At 62.9% G+C, this 24,297-nt stretch carries 20 protein-coding genes; 8 read left to right on the top strand and 12 right to left on the bottom strand.

Annotation, left to right across the window (positions count from 1 at the left end; all coding sequences use genetic code 11):
• Positions 1 to 36: 36 nt before the first annotated feature.
• Genes NKJ78_RS09545 through NKJ78_RS09565 form a run of 5 tightly spaced genes read right to left on the bottom strand, consistent with a single transcriptional unit; the run spans position 37 to position 5,276 of the window.
• On the bottom strand, positions 37 to 867 hold the full coding sequence (locus NKJ78_RS09545; protein WP_023682050.1) for a dipeptide ABC transporter ATP-binding protein: 831 nt from the start codon (positions 865 to 867) through the stop codon (positions 37 to 39).
• Positions 867 to 1,712: an ABC transporter ATP-binding protein gene (locus tag NKJ78_RS09550; protein ID WP_023738158.1), complete on the bottom strand. Its 846-nt coding sequence runs from the start codon at positions 1,710 to 1,712 to the stop codon at positions 867 to 869. The genes NKJ78_RS09545 and NKJ78_RS09550 overlap by 1 nt, the downstream gene beginning before the upstream one ends.
• The gene (locus tag NKJ78_RS09555) at positions 1,712 to 2,596 is read right to left on the bottom strand and encodes an ABC transporter permease subunit (protein WP_050485757.1); all 885 of its coding nucleotides are present in this window, start codon (positions 2,594 to 2,596) and stop codon (positions 1,712 to 1,714) included. The genes NKJ78_RS09550 and NKJ78_RS09555 overlap by 1 nt, the downstream gene beginning before the upstream one ends.
• A 26-nt stretch (positions 2,597 to 2,622) precedes the next feature.
• A complete protein-coding gene (locus tag NKJ78_RS09560) occupies positions 2,623 to 3,630 on the bottom strand; it encodes an ABC transporter permease subunit (RefSeq protein WP_023703511.1) in 1,008 nt (335 codons plus the stop codon).
• Positions 3,631 to 3,677: 47 nt separating this feature from the next.
• Complete coding sequence (locus tag NKJ78_RS09565) at positions 3,678 to 5,276, bottom strand: ABC transporter substrate-binding protein (RefSeq protein WP_023669491.1); 1,599 nt, start codon at positions 5,274 to 5,276, stop codon at positions 3,678 to 3,680.
• Positions 5,277 to 5,753: 477 nt separating this feature from the next.
• Here NKJ78_RS09565 and NKJ78_RS09570 point away from each other — a divergent pair, with 477 nt between their 5' ends.
• Both NKJ78_RS09570 and NKJ78_RS09575 read left to right on the top strand, forming a co-directional pair.
• Entirely contained in the window at positions 5,754 to 7,745 is a 1,992-nt protein-coding gene (locus tag NKJ78_RS09570) for a long-chain fatty acid--CoA ligase (protein ID WP_023738157.1), read from the top strand.
• A gap of 29 nt (positions 7,746 to 7,774) precedes the next feature.
• Positions 7,775 to 8,512 carry a class I SAM-dependent methyltransferase gene (locus tag NKJ78_RS09575; protein WP_050593122.1) on the top strand — a complete coding sequence of 246 codons (738 nt, stop codon included), beginning with the start codon at positions 7,775 to 7,777 and terminating at the stop codon, positions 8,510 to 8,512.
• Between the two features lie 347 nt (positions 8,513 to 8,859).
• Here NKJ78_RS09575 and NKJ78_RS09580 read toward each other — a convergent pair whose 3' ends face one another.
• Both NKJ78_RS09580 and pgi read right to left on the bottom strand, forming a co-directional pair.
• The gene (locus NKJ78_RS09580) at positions 8,860 to 9,591 is read right to left on the bottom strand and encodes an HAD family hydrolase (RefSeq protein WP_023709202.1); all 732 of its coding nucleotides are present in this window, start codon (positions 9,589 to 9,591) and stop codon (positions 8,860 to 8,862) included.
• Positions 9,588 to 11,231 carry a glucose-6-phosphate isomerase gene (gene pgi, locus NKJ78_RS09585; RefSeq protein WP_502896811.1) on the bottom strand — a complete coding sequence of 548 codons (1,644 nt, stop codon included), beginning with the start codon at positions 11,229 to 11,231 and terminating at the stop codon, positions 9,588 to 9,590. The genes NKJ78_RS09580 and pgi overlap by 4 nt, the downstream gene beginning before the upstream one ends.
• Positions 11,232 to 11,658: 427 nt before the next feature.
• On the opposite strand from pgi, the gene pdxR reads away from it, so the two are divergent.
• Both pdxR and NKJ78_RS09595 read left to right on the top strand, forming a co-directional pair.
• Positions 11,659 to 13,152, top strand: coding sequence for a MocR-like pyridoxine biosynthesis transcription factor PdxR (gene pdxR, locus NKJ78_RS09590; RefSeq protein WP_023669484.1), 1,494 nt, complete (start codon positions 11,659 to 11,661; stop codon positions 13,150 to 13,152).
• A 207-nt stretch (positions 13,153 to 13,359) separates the two neighbouring features.
• On the top strand, positions 13,360 to 14,964 hold the full coding sequence (locus NKJ78_RS09595) for a trimethylamine methyltransferase family protein (protein WP_023696769.1): 1,605 nt from the start codon (positions 13,360 to 13,362) through the stop codon (positions 14,962 to 14,964).
• Positions 14,965 to 14,981: 17 nt separating this feature from the next.
• Here NKJ78_RS09595 and NKJ78_RS09600 read toward each other — a convergent pair whose 3' ends face one another.
• The gene (locus tag NKJ78_RS09600) at positions 14,982 to 15,380 is read right to left on the bottom strand and encodes a hypothetical protein (RefSeq protein ID WP_023696770.1); all 399 of its coding nucleotides are present in this window, start codon (positions 15,378 to 15,380) and stop codon (positions 14,982 to 14,984) included.
• 139 nt (positions 15,381 to 15,519) lie between these two features.
• Positions 15,520 to 17,325, bottom strand: a complete 1,806-nt coding sequence (locus NKJ78_RS09605) for an IlvD/Edd family dehydratase (protein WP_023669481.1) — start codon at positions 17,323 to 17,325, stop codon at positions 15,520 to 15,522.
• 143 nt (positions 17,326 to 17,468) lie between these two features.
• On the opposite strand from NKJ78_RS09605, the gene NKJ78_RS09610 reads away from it, so the two are divergent.
• Positions 17,469 to 17,927 (top strand): SRPBCC family protein, encoded by a 459-nt coding sequence (locus tag NKJ78_RS09610; RefSeq protein WP_023692623.1) that lies wholly within the window; start codon positions 17,469 to 17,471, stop codon positions 17,925 to 17,927.
• A 160-nt stretch (positions 17,928 to 18,087) separates the two neighbouring features.
• On the opposite strand, the gene NKJ78_RS09615 is transcribed toward NKJ78_RS09610, so the two are convergent.
• From NKJ78_RS09615 to NKJ78_RS09625, 3 genes are all read right to left on the bottom strand, one after another.
• Positions 18,088 to 19,278: an Mrp/NBP35 family ATP-binding protein gene (locus NKJ78_RS09615; protein WP_023692624.1), complete on the bottom strand. Its 1,191-nt coding sequence runs from the start codon at positions 19,276 to 19,278 to the stop codon at positions 18,088 to 18,090.
• A 77-nt stretch (positions 19,279 to 19,355) separates the two neighbouring features.
• Positions 19,356 to 20,360 carry an inorganic phosphate transporter gene (locus tag NKJ78_RS09620; RefSeq protein ID WP_352459230.1) on the bottom strand — a complete coding sequence of 335 codons (1,005 nt, stop codon included), beginning with the start codon at positions 20,358 to 20,360 and terminating at the stop codon, positions 19,356 to 19,358.
• 3 nt (positions 20,361 to 20,363) lie between these two features.
• A complete protein-coding gene (locus tag NKJ78_RS09625; RefSeq protein ID WP_023673429.1) occupies positions 20,364 to 21,005 on the bottom strand; it encodes a DUF47 domain-containing protein in 642 nt (213 codons plus the stop codon).
• A gap of 158 nt (positions 21,006 to 21,163) precedes the next feature.
• Here NKJ78_RS09625 and NKJ78_RS09630 point away from each other — a divergent pair, with 158 nt between their 5' ends.
• The 3 genes from NKJ78_RS09630 to NKJ78_RS09640 all read left to right on the top strand — a co-directional run bounded on the left by NKJ78_RS09630 (position 21,164) and on the right by NKJ78_RS09640 (position 24,290).
• Positions 21,164 to 22,063 (top strand): LysR family transcriptional regulator, encoded by a 900-nt coding sequence (locus NKJ78_RS09630; RefSeq protein ID WP_023688790.1) that lies wholly within the window; start codon positions 21,164 to 21,166, stop codon positions 22,061 to 22,063.
• Positions 22,064 to 22,257: 194 nt separating this feature from the next.
• Entirely contained in the window at positions 22,258 to 22,737 is a 480-nt protein-coding gene (locus NKJ78_RS09635) for a formate dehydrogenase subunit gamma (RefSeq protein WP_023688791.1), read from the top strand.
• Positions 22,734 to 24,290, top strand: a complete 1,557-nt coding sequence (locus NKJ78_RS09640; RefSeq protein ID WP_023688792.1) for a formate dehydrogenase beta subunit — start codon at positions 22,734 to 22,736, stop codon at positions 24,288 to 24,290. Before NKJ78_RS09635 ends, NKJ78_RS09640 begins: the two co-directional genes overlap by 4 nt.
• Positions 24,291 to 24,297 lie beyond the last annotated feature (7 nt).

Below are 24,297 nucleotides of genomic sequence, written 5' to 3' on the forward strand. Positions count from 1 at the left end.
ATTTCCGATTGTTCAAAAACAATTCTCGGTGGGAGGTCAGGCGGCCTTCTTCTTCGCCAGCCGCGCCTTGATCGAGGCGACGTCGGCGCGCGGCGTCGCGGCGAACAGCGTCCTGGTGTAGTTGTGCTTGGGGTCGGCGAAGACCTCCTCGCGCGAGCCGTATTCGACGGCTTCGCCGAAATACATCACCATCACATCGTCGGCGATGTAGCGCACGACCGACAGATCGTGGCTGATGAAGACATAGGTCAGCTGGAATTCGTCCTGCAGGTCGGCGAGCAGGTTGAGCACCTGCGCCTGCACCGAAAGATCGAGCGCAGAGACCGGTTCGTCAAGCACCAGCAGGCTCGGGTTCAGCATCAGCGCGCGGGCAATGGCGATGCGCTGGCGCTGGCCGCCCGAGAACATGTGAGGATAGCGATTGTAGTGCTCGGTTCCGAGGCCGACTTTCTTCAGCATCCTCATGGCGAGGTCGCGCCGCTCTTCGGCCGGCTTGTCGGTGTTGATGAGCAGCGGCTCGCCCAGCACATCTCCGATCTTTTGGCGCGGATTGAGCGATCCGTAAGGGTTCTGGAAGACGATCTGCACCTTGCGGCGCATCTCCCTGGTCAGGCCGTTCCTTGCGATGTCGACCTTGTTGCCGTCGATGAACAGTTCGCCCGACGTTGCCGGATCGATCAGCGTGATGATGCGCGCCAGCGTTGACTTGCCGCAGCCCGATTCACCGACGATGGCCAGCGTCTTGCCCTTGTCGACGCTGAACGAGACGCCCTTGACCGCATGCACGGTGCGCGCGCCGCGAAACAGGCCGCCGCCGACGTGATAGTCGCGCACGATGTCCTTGCCTTCGACGACCTTGATGCTCATCAGACGCCCCCGGCAGCCGGTTCGAACAGCATGTCCGCGACGGTCGGTAGCCGGTCGCCGACGGCATTTTCCGGCAGCGCCGACAAAAGCGCGCGGGTGTAATTGCTCTTCGGCGATTCAAACAGCGACAGCACGTCGGCCTCTTCCATCTTGCGGCCCTTGTACTGGACGATGACGCGGTCGGCGGTCTCGGCGACGACGCCCATGTTGTGGGTGATCATGATCAGGCCCATGCCGTATTTGACCTGCAGCGAGACCAGCAGGTCGAGGATCTGCTTCTGGATGGTAACGTCGAGCGCGGTGGTCGGCTCGTCGGCGATCAGAAGCTTGGGATTGCAGGCGATGGCGATGGCGATCATCACCCGCTGGCACTGGCCGCCCGACATCTGGTGCGGGAACGAGTTCAGCCGTTCGGCCGGCTCGGCAATGCCGACCTGCGTCAGCAATTCGATGGCGCGCTCGCGACGCTGGGCCTTGTCCATGCCCATATGGAAGCGCAGCACTTCCTCGATCTGGAAGCCGACGGTGAAGCACGGATTGAGACTGGCCATCGGCTCCTGGAAGATCATCGACATGTCCTTGCCGACGATCTTGCGACGGTCGGCCGGGCTCATCTTCAGAAGATCGCGACCGTTGAAGCTCATCTGGTCGGCAGTGACCGTCGCCGTCCACGGCAACAGTCCCATCACAGCCAGCATCGACACCGACTTGCCGGAGCCGGATTCGCCGACGATGGCCAGCACTTCACGTTCGTTCACATGGAGCGAGACGCCATCGACCGCGCGGAACGGGCCGGATGCGGTCTGGAACTCGACGACGAGATTGCGGATGTCGAGCAGCGCCATTACGACCTCCTCAGCTTCGGATCGAGCGCATCGCGCAGACCGTCGCCGATCAGGTTGATGGCAAGCACGGTGATGAGGATGGCCAGACCGGGGAAGGTCACCACCCACCAGGCGCGCAGGATGAATTCACGCGCCGAGGCGAGCATGGTTCCCCATTCCGGTGTCGGCGGCTGGGCGCCAAGGCCGAGAAAGCCGAGAGCGGCCGCCTCCAGGATGGCGTTGGAGAAGGACAGCGTGCCCTGCACGATCAGCGGCGCCAGGCAGTTGGGCAGGATGGTGCGCAGCATAAGCCTTATATGGCCGGCGCCGGCGACCTTGGCGGCGACCACATATTCGCGGCTCTTTTCGGCCATGACGGCAGCGCGCACCAGACGGGCAAAGTGGGGTTGCAGGACAAGCGCGATGGCCAGCATGGCGTTGAACAGGCCGGGGCCGAGGATGGTGACCAGAACCAGCGCCAAGAGCAGCGACGGGAAGGACAGGATCAGATCCATGACCCGCATGATCGCCACGTCGACCCAGCCCCGGAAATAGCCAGCCAAAAGGCCGAGCGTGATGCCGCCGACAAGCGCCAGCGTGACCACGACGGCGCCGATGAGCAGCGAGAAACGCGCGCCATAGAGCAGGCGCGAGAGCATGTCGCGGCCGACCGCGTCGGTGCCAAGCAGATATTCCATGCTGCCGCCTGCCTGCCAGGCCGGCGGACGCAAGAAAGCGGTCTTGTCCTGGATGTCGGGCGCATAGGGCGCGAGCAGCGGTGCAAAGAGCGCGGCCAGCACCAAAAGGATGAAGACGAACAGGCCGATGACGGCGCCGCGGTTTACCGAGAAATAGTGCCAGAAAGTCCTGAAGCCGGTCAGTCGGTCAGGGTTGCCGGCGGCCATCGGGGCGATTTCGGTCGACTGGCTCATCACGCCGCCCTGATGCGCGGGTTGATGACGGCATAAAGCACGTCGACGATCAGGTTCACCGCCATGACGATAAGGGCGATCAGCAGCAAGCCTGACTGCACGACGACATAGTCGCGCTTGGATATGGATTCGACCATCCACTTGCCGATGCCCGGCCAGGCGAAGATGGTTTCTGTGAGAATGGCGCCGGCGAGCAGGGTACTGACCTGCAGGCCGATGGTGGTGACCACCGGGATCAGCGCATTGCGCAGCGCATGCACGCCGATGACGCGGGACGACGACAGGCCCTTGGCGCGGGCGGTCCGCACATAGTCTTCGCCCAGCACTTCGAGCATGGCCGAGCGCGTCTGGCGCGCGATCACCGCCAGCGGGATGGTGCCGAGCACAATTGTCGGCAGCACCAGGTGACTCAATGCCGAGCGGAAAGCATCCCATTTGCCGTAGAGCAGGCTGTCGAGGGTCAAGAAGCCGGTGATCGGCTTGATAAAGAACTGAAGGCCGATGCGGCCTGAAACCGGGGTCCAGCCGAGATAGCCGGAGAAAAAGATGATCAGCAGCAGGCCCCACCAGAAGATCGGCATGGAATAGCCGACGAGGGCGGTGCCCATAAGCCCCTGGTCGAACCAGGAGCCGCGTTTGACCGCAGCAATGATGCCGGCCGGTATGGCCAGCACCATGGCGAAGATCATGGCGAAGACGGAGAGCTCGATGGTTGCCGGGAACAGCGTCATGAAATCTTCGATGACCGGCCGCTTGGACGAAATCGACACGCCGAAATTACCGGTCGCGGCATCGCGGACATAATGCGCGTATTGCTCCCAGATCGGCAAATTGTAGCCGAACTGTTCCTTCAGTTCCGCGTAACGCTCGGGCGACACGCCATGCTCGCCGGCCATGGCAAGAATGGGATCGCCGGGCAGCAGCCTGACGAAAGCGAAGGCGCAGATGGTGATGCCGATCAGCGTCGGCAGCACCAAGACGATTTTGTTTAGGAGATATCGGAGCATCTTGAAAAGCGGGCGGCGCCTGATTGCGCGCCGCCCGCCTAACAGTTCTATTCGGCCTTGTCGACGCCGTCGAAGCGATGAATGCCGAGCGGGTCCATCATGAAGCCGCTGACATTCTTGCGCACGACTGCGTAGACTTGGCTGTGTGCCATGAGGAAGGCCGGAGCCTGCTTCTGGAAGACAACCTGCGCCTCTTCATAGAGCTTGGTACGTTCGGCCTGGTCGCTGGTCTTCTTGGCCTTCTGGATCAGATCCTCGAAGTCCTTGTCGCACCAGCTGGAGTAGTTCGACACGCCGATGGCCGAGCAGGCGAACAGCGTGGCGAAGAAATTGTCCGGATCGCCATTGTCACCGGTCCAGCCGATCTGGAAGGCGCCCGGTCGTTCCTTCTTCTTGCCTTCTTCGCGGTACTTCGTCCACTCGTAGCTGACGATTTCCGCCTTGACGCCGACCTTGGCCCAGTCAGCCTGGATCAGTTCGGCGGCGCGCTGGAAGTTCGGGTTGTAGGGACGGACGCGGTCGGAGGCCCAAAGCTGGATCTCCTTCAATCCGGCATCGGCCAGCACCTTCTTGGCTGCTTCCGGATCATAGGCGTCGGACTTCACGTCCTTGTTCCACGACCACATGGTCGGCGGGATCAGGTTTACGGCCGGCGTGGCGCCGGCGTCCTGGAACAGCGACTTGATGAGCGATTCCCGATCGATCGCCTGGTTGAGCGCATGGCGCACTTCAGGCTTGTCGAGCGGCGGGATGGTGGTGTTGTAGCTCATATAGCCGATGTTGAGGCCAGCCTGATCCATCAGGGTCACGTCGGCGTTGGCCTTGATCGTGCCGATGTCGGCAGGATTCGGATAGGGCGCGATATCGCATTCGCCGGCGAGCACCTTCTGGATGCGGGCGGTGGCGTCAGGCGTGATCGCGAAGACGAGATCGTCGATCTTCTCCTTGCCCTTGAAGTAGTCCGGGTTGGCCGCATAGCGGATGACCGAATCCAGCTGGTAGTCGACGAACTGGAACGGACCTGTACCGACCGGCTTGGTCGAGAAGTCGGCCATCTTGCCGTCTTTTTCCAGCTGGTCGGCATATTCCTTCGACACGATCGAGGCGAAGTCCATGCCGAGATTGGCCAGCATCGGCGCGTTCGGCTCGGTCAGCGTCAGCTTCACGGTCAGGTCATCGACCTTTTCCCACTTGGCTACGTATTTCGGCATGTCCATGCCGGTGTAGTAGTCCCAGGTCAGGTTCGGCAGGTACTTCTCGCCGTTCCAGGGGTTTTCCTTGTTGAACTGGCGATCGAACGAAAAGACGACGTCGTCGGCATTGAAATCACGCGTCGGCTTGAAGAAATCCGTCGTCTGGAACTTCACGCCCGGATGCAGGTGGAAAGTATAGACCAGGCCGTCGTCCGAAATCTCCCATTTGTCGGCGAGACCGGGCACAACTTCGGTGCCGCCATGCTTGAACTCGACCAGGCGCGAATAGACGGTGCGCGACGAGGCGTCGAAGTCGTTGCCGCCCGTCGTGGTACCCGGGTCGAAGTTGGCCGGCGAGGCCTCCGAGCAATAGACCAGCGTCTTGGCATTGGCCACACCGCCGAGGACGCTTGCAGCCAGCAACGCGGCTGCAAAAGTCAGTTTCTTTTTCATTGAGCACTCCCTGATGTTCTTCCAAGCCCCTCTATAGGCTCGCGAAGCGCGCATATAAGCACCGTTTTTCCGGCTTTGGAACACCCTGTTTGCCTACCCCACCGTAAGCAGAAAATATTTCTCGGTCTTTGACGAACTACAGAAAGAAATAGCAAAATCTGCTAATCACGGGATTGTTAACGACCGCATTTTTTCATTGATCGCAGCAATCGTAAGCCAAAAATCCACAAGCCTGGGTTTCGCCACCGAGATGACAGGACGGCATTGCCTGAGCTGGCATCGCGGGAAGGATTTCGACGGCAAATCTTTGCCGTCCTGCCGCTGGGGCAAGACTTGCACGCCCGCCGATAGTCGCAATAGATAGATGACACGCTGGATTTTCCGGGAATCCGCGACATCGCTGCAGCGGAGGACGCCTCACCACATCGAGGCGGCGCAGCATGGAGCAGGCAACAGAACGACTGAGGGAGGCTAGAGGTGGCGAAAGCAACAAAGACAACGGCCCCGGCGAAAGCAAAAGCGGCGAAAGCTTCAAAACCGGCCGCCGCTGCCTTCAAGTCGAAAGCGCCACCGGCCAAAGCCACTCCCGCCGTCAAGCCAACGGCAATCTCGACGCCGGCGAAGGCAAGCGCCAAGCCGGCGGCGAAACCTGCGGTCAAGCGCGCGGCGAAGACAGCACCCGCTGCAAAGCCCGCCCAGCCGCCAGCCGCCAAGACAGCCGCGGCGAAGCCCGCCTCGAAGCCGTCGCCGGGCGCGGCCAAAAAACTGCCGAATACGCTGACGGCGCTTGCCGCGGGCTTGCCGGAAAAGCCATGGCTAAAAAGCTATTCGAAAGTCGTGCCGGCGGAGATCGGCGCCCTGCCCTACAGTTCGATCGGCGACTTCCTCGTCGGCGCCTGCAAGCAGTTTTCCGGCCAGCCGGCATACGTCTGCATGGGCAAGTCGATCTCCTATGCCGAACTCGAGCGGCAATCGGCCGCCTTCGGCGCATATTTGCAATCGAAGGGCCTGCAGAAGGGTGCACGCGTGGCGCTGATGATGCCGAATGTGCTGCAATATCCGGTGGCAATGATGGCCGTGCTTCGCGCCGGCTATGTCGTGGTGAACATCAATCCGCTCTACACGCCGCGCGAGCTCGAACACCAGCTCAAGGATTCTGGCGCGCAGGCGATCGTCATTCTGGAGAATTTCGCCAGCACCCTGGACGCGGTGATTGCCAGGACGGCGGTCAAGCATGTGGTGGTCGCGGCGATGGGCGACATGCTCGGCGGCCTCAAGGGCACGATCGTCAACCTGGTCGTGCGCCGGGTGAAGAAGATGGTGCCGGCCTGGTCGCTGCCCGGCCATGTCAAGTTCAATGCGGCGGTGAAGGCCGGCGCCGGCATCGCCTTCAAACCGGCCAAGATGGAGGCCAGCGACGTCGCCTTCCTGCAATATACCGGCGGAACCACGGGGATTTCCAAAGGTGCTGTGCTGCTGCACTCCAATGTGCTGTCCAATGTCGCGCAGAACACGCTGTGGCTGCAGGACGCCTATGCGATCAAGCCGAAACCGGCGCATCTCAACTTCATCTGCGCGCTGCCGCTCTACCATATCTTCGCGCTGACGGTGAACGCGCTGATGGGCATGCAGCAGGGCGCCCAGAACGTGCTCGTTCCCAACCCGCGCGACATTCCCGGCTTCGTCAAGGAGCTGCAGAAATACCCGATGCACATTTTCCCCGGCCTCAACACGCTGTTCAACGCGCTGCTCAACAACGAGGATTTCCGCAAGCTCGACTTCAAGCCGCTGATCATGACGCTGGGTGGTGGCATGGCGGTACAGAAGGGGGTTGCCGAGCGCTGGAAGGCGCTGACCGGCAATTCGATCACCGAGGGCTACGGGCTGTCGGAGACCTCGCCGGTGGCCACCGCCAACAAGTTCAGCGACAGCAATTTCACCGGCACGATCGGCCTGCCGCTGCCGTCGACCGAGATCGTCATCCGCGACGATGACGGCAACAACCTGCCGCTCGGCGAGGTCGGCGAGATCTGCATTCGCGGGCCGCAGGTCATGGCCGGTTACTGGAACCGGCCGGACGAGACCGCCAAGGTGATGACCAAGGACGGGTTTTTCAAATCCGGCGACATGGGCTTCATGGACGAGCGCGGCTACACCAAGATCGTCGACCGCAAGAAGGACATGATCCTGGTCTCCGGCTTCAACGTCTATCCCAACGAACTCGAGGAAGTCGTCGCCCAGCATCCGGGCGTGCTCGAAGTGGCGGCGATCGGCGTGCCGGACGAGCATTCGGGCGAGGTGCCGAAGCTGTTCGTGGTCAAGAAGGACCCGGCGCTGACCGTCGAGGCACTGACCGCCTATTGCCGCGAGAACCTGACCGGCTACAAACGGCCGAAATACATCGAGTTCCGAACCGAACTGCCGAAGACGCCGGTGGGCAAGATTTTGCGCCGGGCGCTGCGGGAATAAATTTGAACGGCGAGCCTGGCGACGGCGGGATGGCGGACGATAGTCGGCGTGCCGATGCAGTAGTGTTCATCAGGGCGAACCTGCGGCTTGCGCCTGTTCCAGCACTTCCTGAAATCCAACTCTACACGGCTCATCCCGGCAGCGGCCTGAGGCGGCTTGTCGACCCGCACCAAGGCGCGGACGACGATGCGGTTGAGCCAGTCGACGACGCGCCTCAGCCACCGCCGCCCTACTGGGCCTATCCATGGGCCGGCGGGGCGGTGCTTGCGCGCTATATACTCGACCATCCGCAAAGCGTAGCCGGCCGACGCGTGCTCGATCTCGGCGCCGGCTCCGGCCTCGTCGGCATCGCCGCCGCCAAGGCCGGCGCCAGCGCGGTGATCGCGGCGGAGATCGACCGCAACGGCGTCGCCGCGATCGGCCTCAACGCGTTGGCCAACGGCGTCGAGATCACCATTGTCGACAAGGACATCACCACAGGCCCGCCGCCGGCCGTCGACCTCGTGCTTGCCGGCGACGTGTTCTACGGCCGCGAGGTTGCGATACGAGTTATTCCGTTCCTCGACCGCTGCCTGGCAGCCGGCATCGAAGTGCTGGTCGGCGACCCCCGCCGCGCCGATCTGCCGCTGTCGCGGCTTCGGTTGGTTGCGGAATATCAAGTGCCGGACTTCGGTGACGCGAAGGGCGCTGCGGGCAGGCTGAGCGGTGTGTTTTGGTTCGAGCCGGAAGATTTGCTAGCGCGACGCGGCAAAGCCCAGTCGCTCTGAATGGCCGGATTCTACTCATTGTGGACAAACCTCAAGGGGCAGAAAATAGATTCGATTAGCCGTTGATAGGAGAAGTCGAATGGCGTGGATTAAAGTTGTTCAACGTATCGGTTTCACAGTTTGCCCAAAGTGCGAAAATCGCGGCTTCGACCTTCAGCCGGGCGAAGACATCGATAACGCAAGCGCCAAGATCAGGTGCGGCAAATGCGGGTACGTTTGCTCTGCTGATGAGTGGCCCACTGTGTCCGAAAACAAACCAGAAGCTCCATAGTTTTCATGGGCTGCTTCGCCCAACGCGGCCATTGGCGGGAAATCTCGAGTCGAATTGAGTTTGCCCCAGGCCCCCTTCAGACCGTCTCCTTGACCCGCGCCGAGAGAAAGTCTGGCAAATCGGCGACCGAATCCAAAACGACATCGGCGATCGCCGACAGCGATTCACGCGTGCCGGTGCCGGAGAGCACGCCGACCGCCAGGCCGCAGCCGCCAGCACGCGCCATCTCCAGGTCGTGGCGGTTGTCGCCGACCATGGCGATCTCGGACGCCTTCAACCCGGTCAGGTCGCAAAAGGCGACGATCGTGTCCGGCGCCGGTTTCGGATTGGCGACCGCGTCATAGCCATAGGCGGCGGTGAACAGCTGGGCGACGCCGAGCGTGACCATGGTCTTTTCGGCACCGGCAGTCGAATCGTTGGTGGCGACGCCGAGCCGGTAGGATCGCTTGTGCAGAGCCGTCAGCGCCGCGACGATGCCGGGCAGGGCCACCGCCATCGATGAGCCTTGCACCGAGGTGATCTCGTTGAAGCGGGCGACGGCCAGCATCTGGTCCTCGTCGGACAGGCGCGGGAACCATAGTTCGACGACATCCATGTTGGTGCCCGAGGCGAAGATGGAATCCGGCTTGAAACGCTTGGCGACAAAATCGAAGCCCGCCGCCGAAAGCAGCCTGTCGGCTTTCCAGCGATCGCCCTCGGCGGCGTCCATGGCCATGAAATCGGCGATGCCGAGCCAGGTCGCGTTGAAATCGACAAGCGTGCCGTCCTTGTCGAACAAGATGCCCTTGATGTCGGCCGGATTTTTCATTGAGCCCCCCGCAGTTGCTGGATGCGCGCCACCAGCCCGGCCGTCGATGCGTCGCGCTTGTCGGCGCTCTCCTTGCCTTCCACGACTGGCAACAGGCCGGTCGCCAGCTCCTTGCCGAGCTCGACGCCCCATTGGTCGAAGGAATTGATGTTGAACAGAGTGCCTTCGACGAAGACGCGGTGCTCGTAAAGCGCGATCAGCCGGCCGAAGGTGCGCGGGTCGAGCTTGCGGTAGAGGATCGTCACCGACGGGCGGTTGCCGGAGAAGACACGGTGCGGGGCTATTCTGTCGACATCGGCCGGCTTCATGCCCTTGGCCAGCATCTGCGCGCGCGCCTCGTCCAGCGTGCGGCCCTTCATCAACGCTTCCGATTGGGCCAAGCAATTGGCAAGCAGTAGATCGTGCTGGTGCTTGAGATCAGGCTCATGGCCGACGGCAGCGGCAAGGAACTCGACCGGGATGAAATCGGTGCCCTGGTGCAGCAGCTGGAAGAAGGCGTGCTGGCCATTGGTGCCGGGCTCGCCCCAGACCAGCGGTCCGGTCGGCGTCGTCACCGGCGTGCCGTCGAGGGTGACGCCCTTGCCGTTCGATTCCATGTCGAGCTGCTGCAGATAGGCCGGCAGCCTGGAAAGGCGCTGGTCATAAGGGATGACCGCACGCGCCGGATAACCGCAGATCACGCGATGCCACCAGCCGACCAGCCCCAGCAGCGCCGGCAGGTTCTTCTGCAGGGGTGCGGTGCGGAAGTGCTCGTCCATCTCATGCGCGCCATCGAGGAAGGCGCGGAAGTTGCGCGGGCCGATGGCGATCATCACCGGCAGGCCGATGGCGCCCCACAGCGAATAGCGGCCGCCGACCCAGTCCCAGAAGCCGAACACGCGATCGGCCTCAATCCCAAATTTCGCCACCAGGTCGAGCGCGGTCGAGACGGCGGCGAATTGCTTGCCGACTGCTTCCTTGCCGAGCGCCTTCTGCACCCATTCGCGCGCCGTCTCGGCATTGGTCATCGTCTCGACCGTGGTGAAGGTCTTGGAGGCGATGATGAACAGAGTGGTTTCGGCCGACAGGCCCTTCAGCGTGTCGTGGATATGGGCGCCGTCGATGTTGGAGACGTAGTGCGCGCGCGGGCCGTCGTGATAGGGCGCCAGCGCCAGCGTCGCCATGGCCGGGCCGAGATCGGAGCCGCCAATGCCGATGTTGACGATGTCGGTGATTTTCTTGCCGGTGGCGCCGGCGGCCTTGCCGGAGCGAATGGCATCGGCGAAAGCGCCCATGGCGTCGAGCACGGACAGCACATCCGCCTTGACGTCCTGGCCATCGACCGTGACGCCCTTGCCCGAGAGGTTCCGTAGCGCCGTGTGCAGCACGGCGCGATCCTCGGTGATGTTGATCTTCTTGCCGGAAAACATTGCGGCCCGGCGACCTTCGAGATCGGCGGCGGCGGCGAGCTTCTCGAGCAGTTCCATCGTGCGCTGGTCGACCGCGCATTTCGACCAGTCGAGCAAAAGGTCGCCGTCGCTGGCCGAAAATGTCTCGAAGCGCTTGGGGTCCGCGGCAAACGCCTCGCGCATCGTGCCCGATGCCGCCGCGCGCGCAGCACGCAAGGCGACAAGCTGTTTGTCGAAGGAGGAATGATCCACTGCCGGCTCCTGATCGTTTTTCACGACATCTTATCAGACCGGATGTTTCCGGCGCGTGTCGTCGCGCTGATCTTATTGAGCCGAATTCCCCATGTTTCAATGCGTGGGGATGACGCAGTGCAGCATAGTGCGATGTGATGGAGCTACGACGCTGCGCGTCGCGCTGGATGATGTGATGGGAGTAGCGACGACGCTGCGCGTCGCGCTGGGGATAGTGAGGCGCGACGACGCTTCGCGTCGCGCGGGCGTCCGCGCTGCGGGATGACGCAAGCGTCACCCGGGGATGCGACGACGCTGCGCGTCGCGCATAGATCACTGGCATAAATCCCAGCGATCAGAAAAATTGATTGGCGCAACCCCTTGTGCCACGGTTACCTTCCGCTGGTCCAGCCAAGCAAAAAAGACTGGCCATCGAGGAACACCTTCCATGCCACAGCGTAACGACACGGCCATATGGTCCGGCCTGTTCCGGATTTCGGCGGAATCGGGCCAGACCCTGCAGGCGCAGATCCGTCAGGCGATCGTCGCCGCCATTCTCGACCGGCAGATCGCCGCTTCGATGCCGCTTCCGTCCTGCCGCATCCTGGCTGAAAAACTCGGCGTCGCACGCGGCACTGTGGTGCTGGCGTTCCAGCAATTGGTCGACCAAGGTTTCCTGGTGGCGCGCGAACGGCGCGGCCATTTCGTCAATCCGGATGTGCTGGCCACCCCCGCCAAGCCGCACCAGAAGGCGCCGGACCAGCAAAACGAGATCGACTGGAAGGCACGCCGGCAGATCGCTGCCAGCGACATGCCGCCGCCGGCCAAGCACGACAACTGGATCAAGTCGTCCTACCCCTTCGTCTACGGCCAGTTCGACCCGGCATTGTTCCCGACCGCCGAATGGCGTGAGTGCAATCGCATGGCGCTGGCCGTGCTTGAGATCCGCAACTGGGCCTCGGACATGGTCGACCGCGACGATCCGCTCTTGATCGAGCAGATCCAGGCGCGGCTGTTGCCGCGGCGCGGCATCTTCGCCAATCCGGACGAGATCATCGTCACGCTCGGCGCCCAGAACGCGCTCTATATGCTGGCGACACTGCTGATGACAAAGGGCTCCAAGGTCGCGATGGAAGACCCGGGATACCCCGACGCGCGCTCGATCTTCCGCCTGGCAGGCGCCGAAATCCAGCCGGTTCCGGTCGATCAGTCCGGCATCGTCACCTCGTCCATCCCCAACGATTCCGGCTTTGTCTTCGTCACCCCCAGCCACCATTGCCCGACCATGGTGCCGCTGTCGGCAGAGCGGCGGCAGGACCTTCTGGCGCGCGCCAACCGCCACAACCAGATCATCATCGAGGACGGCTATGACAGCCAGCTTCTCGACGAGGCGCCGCAGCAGGCGCTGAAGAGCCTCGATCGCTCGGGTCGCGTCGTCTATGTCGGCTCGATGTCGAAGACGCTGGCTCCGGGCCTGCGGCTTGGCTACATCGTCGCTTCGGCTGGACTAATCTCCGAGCTCAGGGCGCTGCGCCGCTTCATGCTCAGGCACCCGCCGGCCAACAATCAGCGCGCGGTAGCGCTGTTCCTGTCGCTCGGCCATCACGAGGCGCTGGTGCGGCGGCTGTCGTCGGCCTTCGACGAGCGGCGCAAGCGTCTGGTCCATGCGATTTCCGCATTCCTGCCGGAATGGCGCTCGACCGATTCAGCCGGCGGCACATCGCTCTGGCTGGAAGGCCCGCGCGGCACCGATTCACGTGGACTGGCCGAGGCCGCGGCCTCGCGCAGCGTCATCATCGAGCCGGGCGACCGCTTCTTCGATCGCACCGAAAAGCCGTCGCGTTTCATGCGCTTGGGCATTTCCTCGATCGCACTGCAGCACATCGAGCCGGGTATTCGCGAGCTCGCGACTGCAGCCGGACGCAGGCCCGCGGCAGCCTGATTTGCCTGTGCCGGAGCTTTGAACAGCCCCGGCCCTTGGCGTGATCACCAACATTCTGCATTAGCTCTCTGGCATACTCGGCTGCGTTGACTGGCCCATAGGCTGGGCCAATGGCAACGGCATAGTCGGCTGACAGAGGGACGAAGCAAGCCGACGGTGGACCAATCATCGCGTCGTGTTTCGCAAGCTAAAGGTGGAGTGCCCCCCATGTCAGTGGCTGTTGAGAAGCAGGATGCGGCTCCTAAAGATGCATCAGCCGACCAGCGTTCGCGCCGATCCGGCGGGCGCGAAGCGCGCCGCGCCATGCGGGCCGCACCGCTTGCCGACGATATCCGGCCGGTGCGCGCCGGCCTCGAAGGCGGCAGCTACGGGCCGCTCAACCAGAACGACCAGGAGCGCATCCATGAAGCGGTGCTGACGCTGCTGGAGACCGTCGGCTTCGCCAATGCCATTCCCTCCTGCATCGAGGCGCTGACCGGGGTCGGCGCCGTCTATGGCGATGACGGCCGCGTCCGTTTCCCACGTGGGCTTGTGATGGACACGATCAGACGAGCCGCGCGGAATTTTACGCTGCACGGCCAGGACCCGAGGCATGACATGCTGATCCAGGGCAAGCGCGTGCATTACGGCACGGCGGGTGCGGCGGTGCATCTGGTCGATGCCGAAAAGCGCGAATACCGCGAGTCGCTGGTGCAGGACATTTATGATGCCGCTCGCCTCGTCGAAGGGCTCGACAACATCCATTTCTTCCAGCGGCCGATGGTGCCGCGCGACATTCCCGATCCGCTCGAAATGGACTTCAACACGCTCTACGCCTGCGTGATGGGCACGTCTAAGCATGTCGGCACCTCGTTCACGGTGCGCGAGAACGTGCAGCCGGCGCTGGAAATGCTTTATGCGATCGCCGGCGGCGAAGAGAACTTTCGCGCGCGGCCGTTCGTATCCAATTCCAACTGCTTCGTCGTGCCGCCGATGAAATTCGCTGAGGACGCCTGCGGCGTGCTCGAAGCCTGCGTCGAAGGCGGCATTCCGATCCTGCTTCTATCGGCCGGCCAGGCCGGCGCCACCGCTCCGGCGGCAATTGCCGGCGCTGTGGTGCAAGCGGTGGCCGAAGTGCTGGTCGGCCTCATCTACGTCAACGCCATCAAGCCCGGGCATCCGGCGATCTTCGGCACCTGGCCGTTCGTCTCCGACCTCAGGACCGGCGCCATGTCGGGCGGCTCGGCCGAGCAGGCAGTGTTGACTTCGGCCTGTGCGCAGATGGCGCAGTTCTACGATCTGCCGGGCGGTTCGGCCGCCGGCATGACGGATTCGAAACTGCCCGACATCCAGTCCGGCTATGAAAAGGGCATCACCGATGTGATGGCCGGTCTTGCCGGCCTCAACTTGGTCTACGAATCGGCGGGTATGCATGCCTCGCTGCTCGGCTTTTGCCTGGAGAGCCTGATCATCGACAATGACATGCTGGGCCACTGCCTGCGCTGCGTGCGCGGCATCGAAGTGACCGACGAAGCGCTGTCGATCGACACCATCACCGAAGTCTGCATGAATGGCCCAGGCCACTATCTCGGCAATGAGCAGACGCTGCGCCTGATGCAGACGGAGTATTTCTATCCTGCCGTCGGCGACCGCTTTTCGCCCAAGGAATGGAACGAGAAGGGCCGGCCCGACATCTTGCAGCGGGCGATCATCGAAAAGAAGCGCGTGCTGGCCGAGCGCTTCCCGCGCCATGTGCCGAAGCTGCTCGACGACAAATTGCGTGCCCGCTTCGGCGAGATGATCAAGCTGCCACGCAGCGGCATGGGCGGGTAAGCTTCACCTTACGAAGGTCAGTCCGCACTTAGCCCAAAGCGCTCGACGACTTCGGCGCTGATCAGCTTGCCATGCAGCGCCATCAACACGATCTGGGCATCCAGGCTGTCGCCGGTTTCAAGCGCAGCCTCGATGCGGCGCTCAGCCTCCAGCCGCCGCTCCGGCCCATTGGCCTGCTCGAAGGTTTGTGGGCCCGCGATGCAAAAGCCGAACAGCTGCGCCACGGACCGGTAGGCGTCGGGCGGCGGCTCGTCCGGCCAACGATCCTTCATCAAATTGACGATGGTGAGCTTTACCCCCTCGGGAACAATCGCCGGATGAAGATCGGCGCCGCGCAGCGCGTTGTCCAGTTCCCGCAAGTCACCCGAGCGGCCGAACATGCCGAGGAAACCGAGGGAAGAGCGCCGCTTCGTCATTGATGGGTGTTATCCCTCGTGCAGGACCTGTCAGACGACGTATCTGTAGACTTGGCCCAATCGATACAAGAGCGTTGCCATGAGAAAAGGCGGCCTACCCGATGGCAAGCCGCCTTCGATTTCACCAAACTTGCAACGCTCAGTGGTTGTCCCTCGGCACGCCGCTGGTATGGGCGACGTCCTGGTATTTCACCGCCGGCTTCAGCACCATGCCCTCCGAGAACTGGTCGACCATGGAGCGCTGGATTTCCTGCCATGGCGTCTGGTGCTTGGGATAGTGATAGCCGCCATCGTCCTGCAGTTCGGCACGGCGCCGCGTGATTTCCTCGTCGGAGACGAGGATGTTGGCAGTGCCTTTGCGTAAGTCGATGCGCACACGGTCGCCGGTCTTGAGCAGCGCCAGGCCGCCGCCAATGGCGGCTTCCGGGGAAGCGTTGAGGATAGAGGGCGACCCCGATGTGCCCGACTGGCGGCCATCGCCGATGCAGGCCAGCGCGTGAATGCCCTTCTTGATGAGATAAGCGGGCGGCTGCATGTTGACGACCTCGGCGCCGCCGGGATAGCCGATCGGGCCGGCGCCGCGCATGAACAGGATGGTGTGCTCGTCGATGCCTTGCGCCGGATCGTCGATGCGGGCGTGGTAGTCCTCCGGCCCGTCAAAGACCATGGCGTTGCCTTCGAAGGCTTCCGGGTCGTTCGGGTTGGAGAGATAGCGTTCGCGGAATTCCGGCGAGATGCCGCTCATCTTCATGATGGCGGAATCGAACAGATTGCCGCTGAGATTGATGAAGCCGGCATTGGCCTTCAGCGGCTCGGCAACAGTGCGGATGACATCGGTATTCTCGTTGGCGACCCCCTTGCAATTGTCGCCGATCGATTTCCCGTTGACGGTCATGGCTTCGGGATAGGGCAGCAGCTTGGCCTTCATCAGTTCGGCAACCACAGCCGGCACACCGCCGGCATGATGATAGTCCTCGCCGAGATATTCGCCAGATGGCTGCAGATTGACGATGAGCGGCACATGGAGGCCGACCGTCTGCCAGTCGTCATTGGTGAGCGGCACGCCGAGATGGCGGGCAATCGCGTTGAGGTGGATCGGCGCATTGGTCGAGCCGCCAATCGCCGAATTGACGACAATGGCGTTCTCGAACGCCTTGCGCGTCATGATGTCGGATGGCTTCAGATCCTCATGCACCATCTCGACGATGCGCTTGCCCGTCTCATAGGAGATCTGGCCGCGCTCGCGGTAGGGTGCCGGAATGGCAGCCGAGCCCGGCAATTGCATCCCGAGCGCCTCTGCCAGCGAGTTCATCGTGGTGGCGGTGCCCATGGTGTTGCAATAGCCGGTCGACGGCGCCGATGAGGCGACGATGTCCATGAACTCGTCATAGTCGATCTCGCCGGCGGAGAGCCGCTGGCGCGATTCCCAGACGATGGTGCCGGATCCCGTGCGCTTGCCTTTGTGCCAGCCATTGAGCATCGGTCCGACCGAAAGTGCTATGGCCGGAATATTGACGGTGGCCGCCGCCATCAGCAGCGCCGGCGTGGTTTTGTCGCAGCCGATGGTCAGCACGACGCCGTCGAGCGGATAGCCGTAAAGCACTTCGACCAGGCCGAGATAGGCAAGGTTGCGGTCGAGTGCCGCGGTCGGGCGCTTGCCGGTCTCCTGGATCGGATGGCACGGGAATTCGAAGGGGATGCCGCCCATCGAGACGATGCCTTCGCGCACGCGCTTGGCGAGTTCGATATGATGGCGGTTGCATGGCGACAGATCCGAGCCGGTCTGGGCGATGCCGATCAGCGGCTTGCCAGACATCAGCTCGGCCCGCGTCAGGCCGTAGTTCAGGTAGCGCTCGAGGTAGAGCGCGGTCATGCCTGGATTGTCGGGATTGTCGAACCACTCCTGCGAGCGAAATTTCTTCTTTCCGGTGGGGGCGCCTGCCATCATGGTCTCCGTATTTGTAAGACAAATCGATATGGCAACGCGCGGAAGCAGGCAAGAGGGCGCACCGTCGCAACCGGACTTTGGTGCGATAGACACAGACCAGACCGTGCGTTAGGCCTTCGAAGTCTGTCCGGGAGGTATCGATGGCTTTGGTGATCGAAGGCGAGGAACGCATTGCCGCCCCCCTGCAGAAAGTGTGGGACGCGCTGAACGATCCGAAGGTTTTGCAGGCGACCATTCCCGGCTGCCAGAACCTGGAGATGAAATCGCCGACCGAAATGGCAGCGACGGTGGTCCTGAAGATCGGACCGATCAAGGCGATATTCAACGGCGAGGTGACGTTGAAGAACCTGAAGCCGCCGCACTCCTACACCATCCAGGGCGAGGGCAAGGGCGGTATTGCCGGCTTCGCCAAGGGTGGCGCCGACGTGACGCTGACGGCGGACGGGCCGGATGCGACGGTCCTCAAATACGCGGCCAAAGCCGAAGTCGGCGGCAAGATCGCCCAACTCGGCAGCCGGCTCATCGAATCGACTTCGAAGAAGCTGGCCGGGCAGTTTTTTTCAAGCTTTGGTGAGAAGGTGGGTTCCCCTCCCCCTTGAGGGGAGGGTGCCTCGCGAAGCGAGGCGGGTAGGGTCGCCTCAACCGCCTCAACCTGAGTTGAGCTGCCTCGACTTGTAAAGAAATAGCGTCGAGCGTGTCACCGCGGACCCCACCCGGCCCTTCGGGCCACCCTCCCCTCAAGGGGGAGGGATATCCGAGCTACTCGAACACGATGTTCGGCACCGCCGCTTCGGCCGCGCCGCGTTCTTCGTTGACCCGGTCCCAGACCTTCGAAGCAATGCCGCGATAGATCTTCGCCTCGGCGCTGTCTGGCTTCGACGCCACCACGGGCGAGCCTTCATCAGAACTTTCGCGAATGCCCATTTCCAGCGGCACTTCGCCGAGGAAGGTCACGCCGAGTCGCTCGGCCTCGCGCCGCGCCCCGCCATGGCCAAAGATGTCGTAGCGCTTGCCGGTATCGGGGGCTATGAAATAGCTCATGTTCTCGACGATGCCGAGCAGCGGCACGTCGACCTTCTTGAACATATTCAATCCCTTGCGGGCGTCGATCAGCGCCAGGTCCTGCGGCGTCGAGACGATGACGGCGCCGGCCAGCGGCACCTGCTGGGCCATAGTCAGCTGCGCGTCGCCGGTGCCGGGCGGCATGTCGACGACGAGCACGTCGAGGCGGCCCCATTCGACCTCGCGCAGCATCTGCGTCAGCGCCGACATCACCATCGGACCGCGCCAGATCATCGGCGTCTCCTCGTCGACGAGGAAGCCCATCGACATCACCTTAAGGCCGTAATTCTCCATCGGTTTCAGGATCTTGCCGTCGACGGTCTGCGGCCGGCCATGGATGTTGAGCAGCCTGGGCATGGACGGGCCATAAATATCGGCATCGAGCACGCCGACACGCAAACCGTTGGCGGCGAGGCCAAGCGCGATGTTGACGGCGGTGGTCGACTTGCCGACGCCGCCCTTGCCGGACGCCACCGCGATGATCGCCTCGATGCCGGGCACGCCGCGCTTGCCCGACCTTTCCGAGGCCGGGGCGTGCGGGGCTGGAGAGTGTGGAGCTGGGCGCGGCGCGGCTGGCGCAGCCGGGGGTGCCGGCCTGGGCGCGGGACGCGACGCAACCGGAGCCTCCATGCCGCCGCCCTTCTTCTCCGCCGTCAGCGCGACGACGGCGCCGGCGACACCAGGGATCGCCTTGACGACACGCTCGGCTGCGGCGCGCAGCGGCTCCATCTCCTGTGCACGGGCGGCGGGAACGGTGATCGAGAAAAACACTTTCGAATCGGCGATGAAAATCTCCGAAACCATGCCGAGGTCGACGATGTTGCCGGTGAAGTCCGGCCCGTTGACCGTCTTCAGACGCTCGGTGACGATTTCCTTGGTGACGGACATGCATTGTTCCCTAAGGCGTTTGGCTGCGGCTCAGATAGTGCAGATTGGCAGCGACTCCAAGCACCACAGTGTCCGCCTCACCCTGCCAGGCCAACCGCAAGGTAGGTGAGCGCCGAAATTGCAGCCGTGGCCGGCAAGGTGACGATCCAGGCGATGACGATGTTGCCGGCAATGCCCCAGCGCACGGCCGAGACGCGACGGGCAGCGCCGACACCGATGATGGCCCCGGTGATCGTATGGGTGGTCGACACGGGAACGCCAAGCCAGGTGGCGGCAAACAGGGTGATGGCGCCGCCGGTCTCGGCGCAGAAGCCCTGCATCGGGTTCAACCGGGTGATCTTCGAGCCCATCGTGTGGACGATGCGCCAGCCGCCGAACAAAGTGCCGAGCGCCAGTGCTGTCTGACAGGTGAGGACGACCCACAGCGGCACGTAGAACGTCCCGCCGAGCATACCTTGCGAATAGAGCAGCACGGCGATGATGCCCATGGTTTTCTGGGCGTCGTTGCCGCCGTGCCCTAGCGAATAAAGCGAGGCCGAAAAGAACTGCATGACGCGGAAAGTGCTGTCGACGGCGAACGGTGTCTGGCGCACGAACAGCCAGGAAACGGCCAGGATCAGGACCAGCGCCAGAACAAACCCTGTCGCCGGCGACACGACGATTGCGGCGACCGTCTTGCCAAGCCCGGTCCAGACGATGGCGCCGGGCCCAGCCTTTGCAACGCCGGCGCCGACGAGCCCGCCGATCAGGGCATGCGAACTGCTGGACGGGATGCCGACAATCCAGGTGACGATGTTCCAGACGATGGCGCCGACGAGCGCCGAGAAGATCACCGCCGGCGTGACGATGCTGACGTCGACGATACCTTTTCCCACGGTTTCAGCCACGTGAAGGCCGAAGAACATGAAGGCGATGAAATTGAAGAAAGCCGCCCACAGGACCGCATATTGCGGTCTCAGCACGCGGGTGGAGACGATGGTGGCGATGGAGTTCGCCGCATCGTGCAAGCCGTTTAGGAAATCGAAAAACAGCGCGACGGCGACAAGGCCGATCAGCACGGGAAAGGCGATGGTGGCTTCCATTGCCTAAACGTTCTCGATGACGATGCCGCTGATCTCGTTGGCGACGTCCTCAAAGCGGTCGACCACCTTCTCCAGCTGGCCGTAGATCTCCGAGCCGATCAGGTAGGCCATCGGATCGCTGCGGCCATGCCGCTTGAACAGGTCCTTCAATCCCTGCTCATGCAGATCGTCGGCGCGGCTTTCGACGCGCATCACCTCTTCGGCGATGGCGTTGAGGCGTACCGTGTGCGTGCCGACCTTGCTGAGCAGCGGGATCGCTTCGGCAACCAGCCTGGAGGCGGCAACGATGACGCCGCCCATCTCCTGCATCAGCGGGTCGAATTCCTTCTTTTCGAACAGCTTCACCGTCTTGACGGTCTTGTGCATCATGTCGATGGCGTCATCCATCGACTGGATCAGGTCCTTGATGTCGCCGCGATCGAAGGGCGTGATGAAGGAACGCCGCACCGCCAGCAGGACTTCGGCCGTGATATGATCGGCCTCGTCCTCGAGATCGATGATCTTCTGGCACCAGCGATCGATGTCCTTGCCCTGCAGAAGCTGCTCCAGCGCCTCGGCGCCGCCGACCACGGTGCGGGAATGCCGTTCAAAGAGGTCGAAGAAGCGATCTTCGCGCGGCAAAAGCTTGCGGAACCAGCCCAGCATGTCCGATCTCCTCGTATTCCATCCAACCACATAGCGCCGTGTTCGGCCGGGGGAAACAGCCAGCCGGCCCAAAGATGTGGATGCATGGCCAATTGCGGGTAGAGCTTGCGGCGAAAGGCAATTTCCCCGACCTTGCGCGCAACGAACGGACGGATGGTATGATCGACAAGCTCGAATTCTTCATCGCGCTGGCCAAGGAGGAGCATTTCGGCCGGGCGGCGGAAGCGTGCGGCGTCACGCAGCCGACCTTGTCGGCCGGGATCAAGCAGCTGGAGGGCCAGCTCGGCGTCATGCTGGTCAATCGCGGTTCGCGCTTTCAGGGGCTGACGCCGGAAGGCAAGCAGGTGCTGGTGTGGGCGCGTCGCATCGTCGGCGATTCCAGGACCATGCGCGAAGAGATGCGGGCGGCGCGACATGGCCTGTCCGGGCGTATCCGTATTGCCGCCATCCCAACCGCCCTCGCCATGGTGGCGCGGCTTACGACGCCATTTCGCGAGAAGCATCCGGGCGTCACCTTCTCTATCCTGTCGCGCACCTCGATCGAGGTGTTGTCGCTGCTCGGCAATTTCGACGTCGATGCCGGCATCACCTATCTCGACAACGAGCCTCTCGGACGGGTGACCAGCGTGCCGCTCTATGACGAGCGCTACCAGCTGATCACGGCGGTCGGAAATCCCTATTCGGATCGCGACAAAGTGACATGGGCCGAAATCAGCCAGCTGCCGCTCTGCTTGTTGACGCCGGACATGCAGAACCGCCGCATCATCGACCAGCATCTGGCCGAGGCCGGCGTGCAGGTGCGGCCGACACTGGAATCCAACTCGATGATCGTGTTGTTCTCCCACATACGGACAGGCAAATGGTCGTCGATCATGCCGCTCAACCTGGCGGAAACATTCGGTTTTTCCGAGCCGATCCGGGCCATTCCGATCGTCGAACCGGATGCCAGCCACACGGTCGGGCTGGTCGCCGCGCCGCGCGAACCGCACACGCCGCTGGTGCAGGCGCTGCTGGACGAGGCGATGGCGCTGGCAGACGATTTCCGCGCCAATCGCTGAGCTAGTCATAACTGGTCAATCGGCGCGATAGAAATTTCCTATCGTGCAACGAAACCGCTTTATTGATTTCAGAGGTTTTCTCTGATTTCTTAAGCACTTAGCGATTAAGCGGCGTAGGCATGTCGTTGTTCCAAAACCGCTTCATGCTTTTGGACGATTATATGCATCGATCGCTTCGATAGGGAGGGCGCTGCGTGACGATGCAGCCTGCAAGTACCGAGATACAGTCGCGCACGGCGGCGATCATCCAGGAGTTGAAGGGCCTCGAAGGCCCCCTGCTGCCGATCCTGCACGAGATCCAGGAAGAATTTGGCCACGTGCCGCAGGACGCCGTGCCCGTCATCGCCGATGGGTTGAACCTGTCGAGGGCCGAAGTGCATGGCGTCGTGACCTTCTATCATGATTTCCGTGCCCGGCCGGCTGGCCGGCATGTGCTCAAGCTCTGCCAGGCGGAAGCCTGCCAGTCGATGGGTTCGGATGCGATCGCCGCAAAGGTCAAGCAGTTGTTGGGCATCGATTTCCATGAGACCACCCGCGACGGATCGGTTACACTTGAGCCTGTCTATTGCCTCGGGCTGTGCGCCTGTTCACCGTCGGCGATGCTGGATGGTGAGGTGATCGGGCGGCTCGATGACGAGAAGATCGAAGAGATCGTCGGGGAGGTACGCTCATGATCCCGCGCATCTACATTCCAGGTGACTCCGGCGCGCTGGCGCTCGGCGCCGAAAAGGTCGCCAAGGCTGTTCGTGCGGAACTGGCTGAACGGGGCGTCGAGGCCAAGATCGTCCGCAACGGCTCGCGCGGCGCCTATTTCCTCGAACCGATGGTCGAGGTCGCGACCGAAAAGGGCCGCGTCGCTTACGGGCCGGTCAAGCCATCGGACGTCAAGAGCCTGTTCGACAGCGGCTTTCTCACTGGCGGCCATCACAAGCGCTGGCTGGGCGCGCCCGACAAGATCCCGTTCCTGGCCAAACAGACGCGCCTGACGTTCGCGCGTTGCGGCATCAACGACCCGCTATCGCTCGACGCCTACAAGTCACTGGGCGGGCTGAGGGGCCTGCAGAACGCGGTGGCCATGGCGCCGCTCGACATCGTCAAACAGGTCACGGAATCGGGCTTGCGCGGCCGCGGCGGCGCCGGCTTCCCGACCGGCATCAAGTGGAAGACGGTGCTCGATACGACATCTGACCGCAAATACATCGTCTGCAATGCCGACGAGGGCGACAGCGCCACCTTTGCCGACCGCATGATCATGGAGGGCGACCCCTTCGTGCTCATCGAAGGCATGACGATTGCCGGCATCGCCACCGGCGCGACCAAGGGGTTCGTCTATATCCGCTCGGAATATCCGCATGCGGTGGATGTCATGAACAAGGCTGTCGAGGTCGCCCGCAAGGCAGGCGTGCTCGGCGTCAGCGTGCTGGGTTCGCCCAACGCCTTCGACATGGAAATCCGCGTCGGCGCCGGCGCCTATGTCTGCGGCGAGGAAACGTCGCTGCTGAACAGCCTTGAAGGCAAGCGCGGCGTGGTCCGAGCCAAGCCACCGCTGCCGGCAATCCAGGGTCTGTTCGGCAAGCCGACGGTGATCAACAACGTCATCAGCCTAGCCTCCGTGCCCATCATCATGGACAAGGGTGCGGCCTTCTACAAGGATTTCGGCATGGGCCGCTCGCGCGGCACGATCCCGATACAGATCGCCGGCAACGTCAAATTCGGCGGCCTGTTCGAGGCGGCCTTCGGCATGACGCTGGGCGAAATCGTCGACGATATCGGCGGCGGTACGGCCACAGGTCGCCCGGTGAAGGCGGTGCAGGTCGGCGGCCCGCTCGGCGCCTATTTCCCGCGCGGCCTGTTCGACACGCCGTTCGACTACGAAGAGTTCGCGAAGCGCGACGGGCTGATCGGCCATGCCGGCATCACCGTGTTCGACGACACGGCCGACATGCTAAAGCAGGCGCGCTTTGCCATGGAGTTCTGCGCCATCGAAAGCTGCGGCAAGTGCACGCCCTGCCGCATCGGCTCGATACGCGGGGTGGAGACCATCGACCGGATTGCCGCCGGCATCGAGCCGGAGAAGAACCTGGCTCTGGTCACCGATCTCTGCAACACGATGAAGTTCGGATCGCTCTGCGCGCTGGGCGGCTTCACGCCCTACCCGGTGATGAGCTCGATCACCCATTTCCCCGAAGATTTCAAGCCCGCGCCGGCGCGCGTGGCTGCTGAATAGGAGCTGG

Source organism: Mesorhizobium sp. M0037 (genome assembly GCF_040323635.1).
Classification (GTDB): domain Bacteria; phylum Pseudomonadota; class Alphaproteobacteria; order Rhizobiales; family Rhizobiaceae; genus Mesorhizobium.

What these genes read in the sequence shown, in the direction of transcription:
- NKJ78_RS09545 (WP_023682050.1), bottom strand. Translation starts at nt 867, where the DNA reads ATGAGCATCAAGGTCGTCGAAGGCAAGGACATCGTGCGCGACTATCAC.
- NKJ78_RS09550 (WP_023738158.1), bottom strand. Translation starts at nt 1,712, where the DNA reads ATGGCGCTGCTCGACATCCGCAATCTCGTCGTCGAGTTCCAGACCGCA.
- NKJ78_RS09555 (WP_050485757.1), bottom strand. Translation starts at nt 2,596, where the DNA reads ATGGCCGCCGGCAACCCTGACCGACTGACCGGCTTCAGGACTTTCTGG.
- NKJ78_RS09560 (WP_023703511.1), bottom strand. Translation starts at nt 3,630, where the DNA reads ATGCTCCGATATCTCCTAAACAAAATCGTCTTGGTGCTGCCGACGCTG.
- NKJ78_RS09565 (WP_023669491.1), bottom strand. Translation starts at nt 5,276, where the DNA reads ATGAAAAAGAAACTGACTTTTGCAGCCGCGTTGCTGGCTGCAAGCGTC.
- NKJ78_RS09575 (WP_050593122.1), top strand. Translation starts at nt 7,775, where the DNA reads ATGGCGGACGATAGTCGGCGTGCCGATGCAGTAGTGTTCATCAGGGCG.
- NKJ78_RS09580 (WP_023709202.1), bottom strand. Translation starts at nt 9,591, where the DNA reads ATGAAAAATCCGGCCGACATCAAGGGCATCTTGTTCGACAAGGACGGC.
- pdxR (WP_023669484.1), top strand. Translation starts at nt 11,659, where the DNA reads ATGCCACAGCGTAACGACACGGCCATATGGTCCGGCCTGTTCCGGATT.
- NKJ78_RS09595 (WP_023696769.1), top strand. Translation starts at nt 13,360, where the DNA reads ATGTCAGTGGCTGTTGAGAAGCAGGATGCGGCTCCTAAAGATGCATCA.
- NKJ78_RS09600 (WP_023696770.1), bottom strand. Translation starts at nt 15,380, where the DNA reads ATGACGAAGCGGCGCTCTTCCCTCGGTTTCCTCGGCATGTTCGGCCGC.
- NKJ78_RS09605 (WP_023669481.1), bottom strand. Translation starts at nt 17,325, where the DNA reads ATGGCAGGCGCCCCCACCGGAAAGAAGAAATTTCGCTCGCAGGAGTGG.
- NKJ78_RS09610 (WP_023692623.1), top strand. Translation starts at nt 17,469, where the DNA reads ATGGCTTTGGTGATCGAAGGCGAGGAACGCATTGCCGCCCCCCTGCAG.
- NKJ78_RS09615 (WP_023692624.1), bottom strand. Translation starts at nt 19,278, where the DNA reads ATGTCCGTCACCAAGGAAATCGTCACCGAGCGTCTGAAGACGGTCAAC.
- NKJ78_RS09620 (WP_352459230.1), bottom strand. Translation starts at nt 20,360, where the DNA reads ATGGAAGCCACCATCGCCTTTCCCGTGCTGATCGGCCTTGTCGCCGTC.
- NKJ78_RS09625 (WP_023673429.1), bottom strand. Translation starts at nt 21,005, where the DNA reads ATGCTGGGCTGGTTCCGCAAGCTTTTGCCGCGCGAAGATCGCTTCTTC.
- NKJ78_RS09630 (WP_023688790.1), top strand. Translation starts at nt 21,164, where the DNA reads ATGATCGACAAGCTCGAATTCTTCATCGCGCTGGCCAAGGAGGAGCAT.
- NKJ78_RS09640 (WP_023688792.1), top strand. Translation starts at nt 22,734, where the DNA reads ATGATCCCGCGCATCTACATTCCAGGTGACTCCGGCGCGCTGGCGCTC.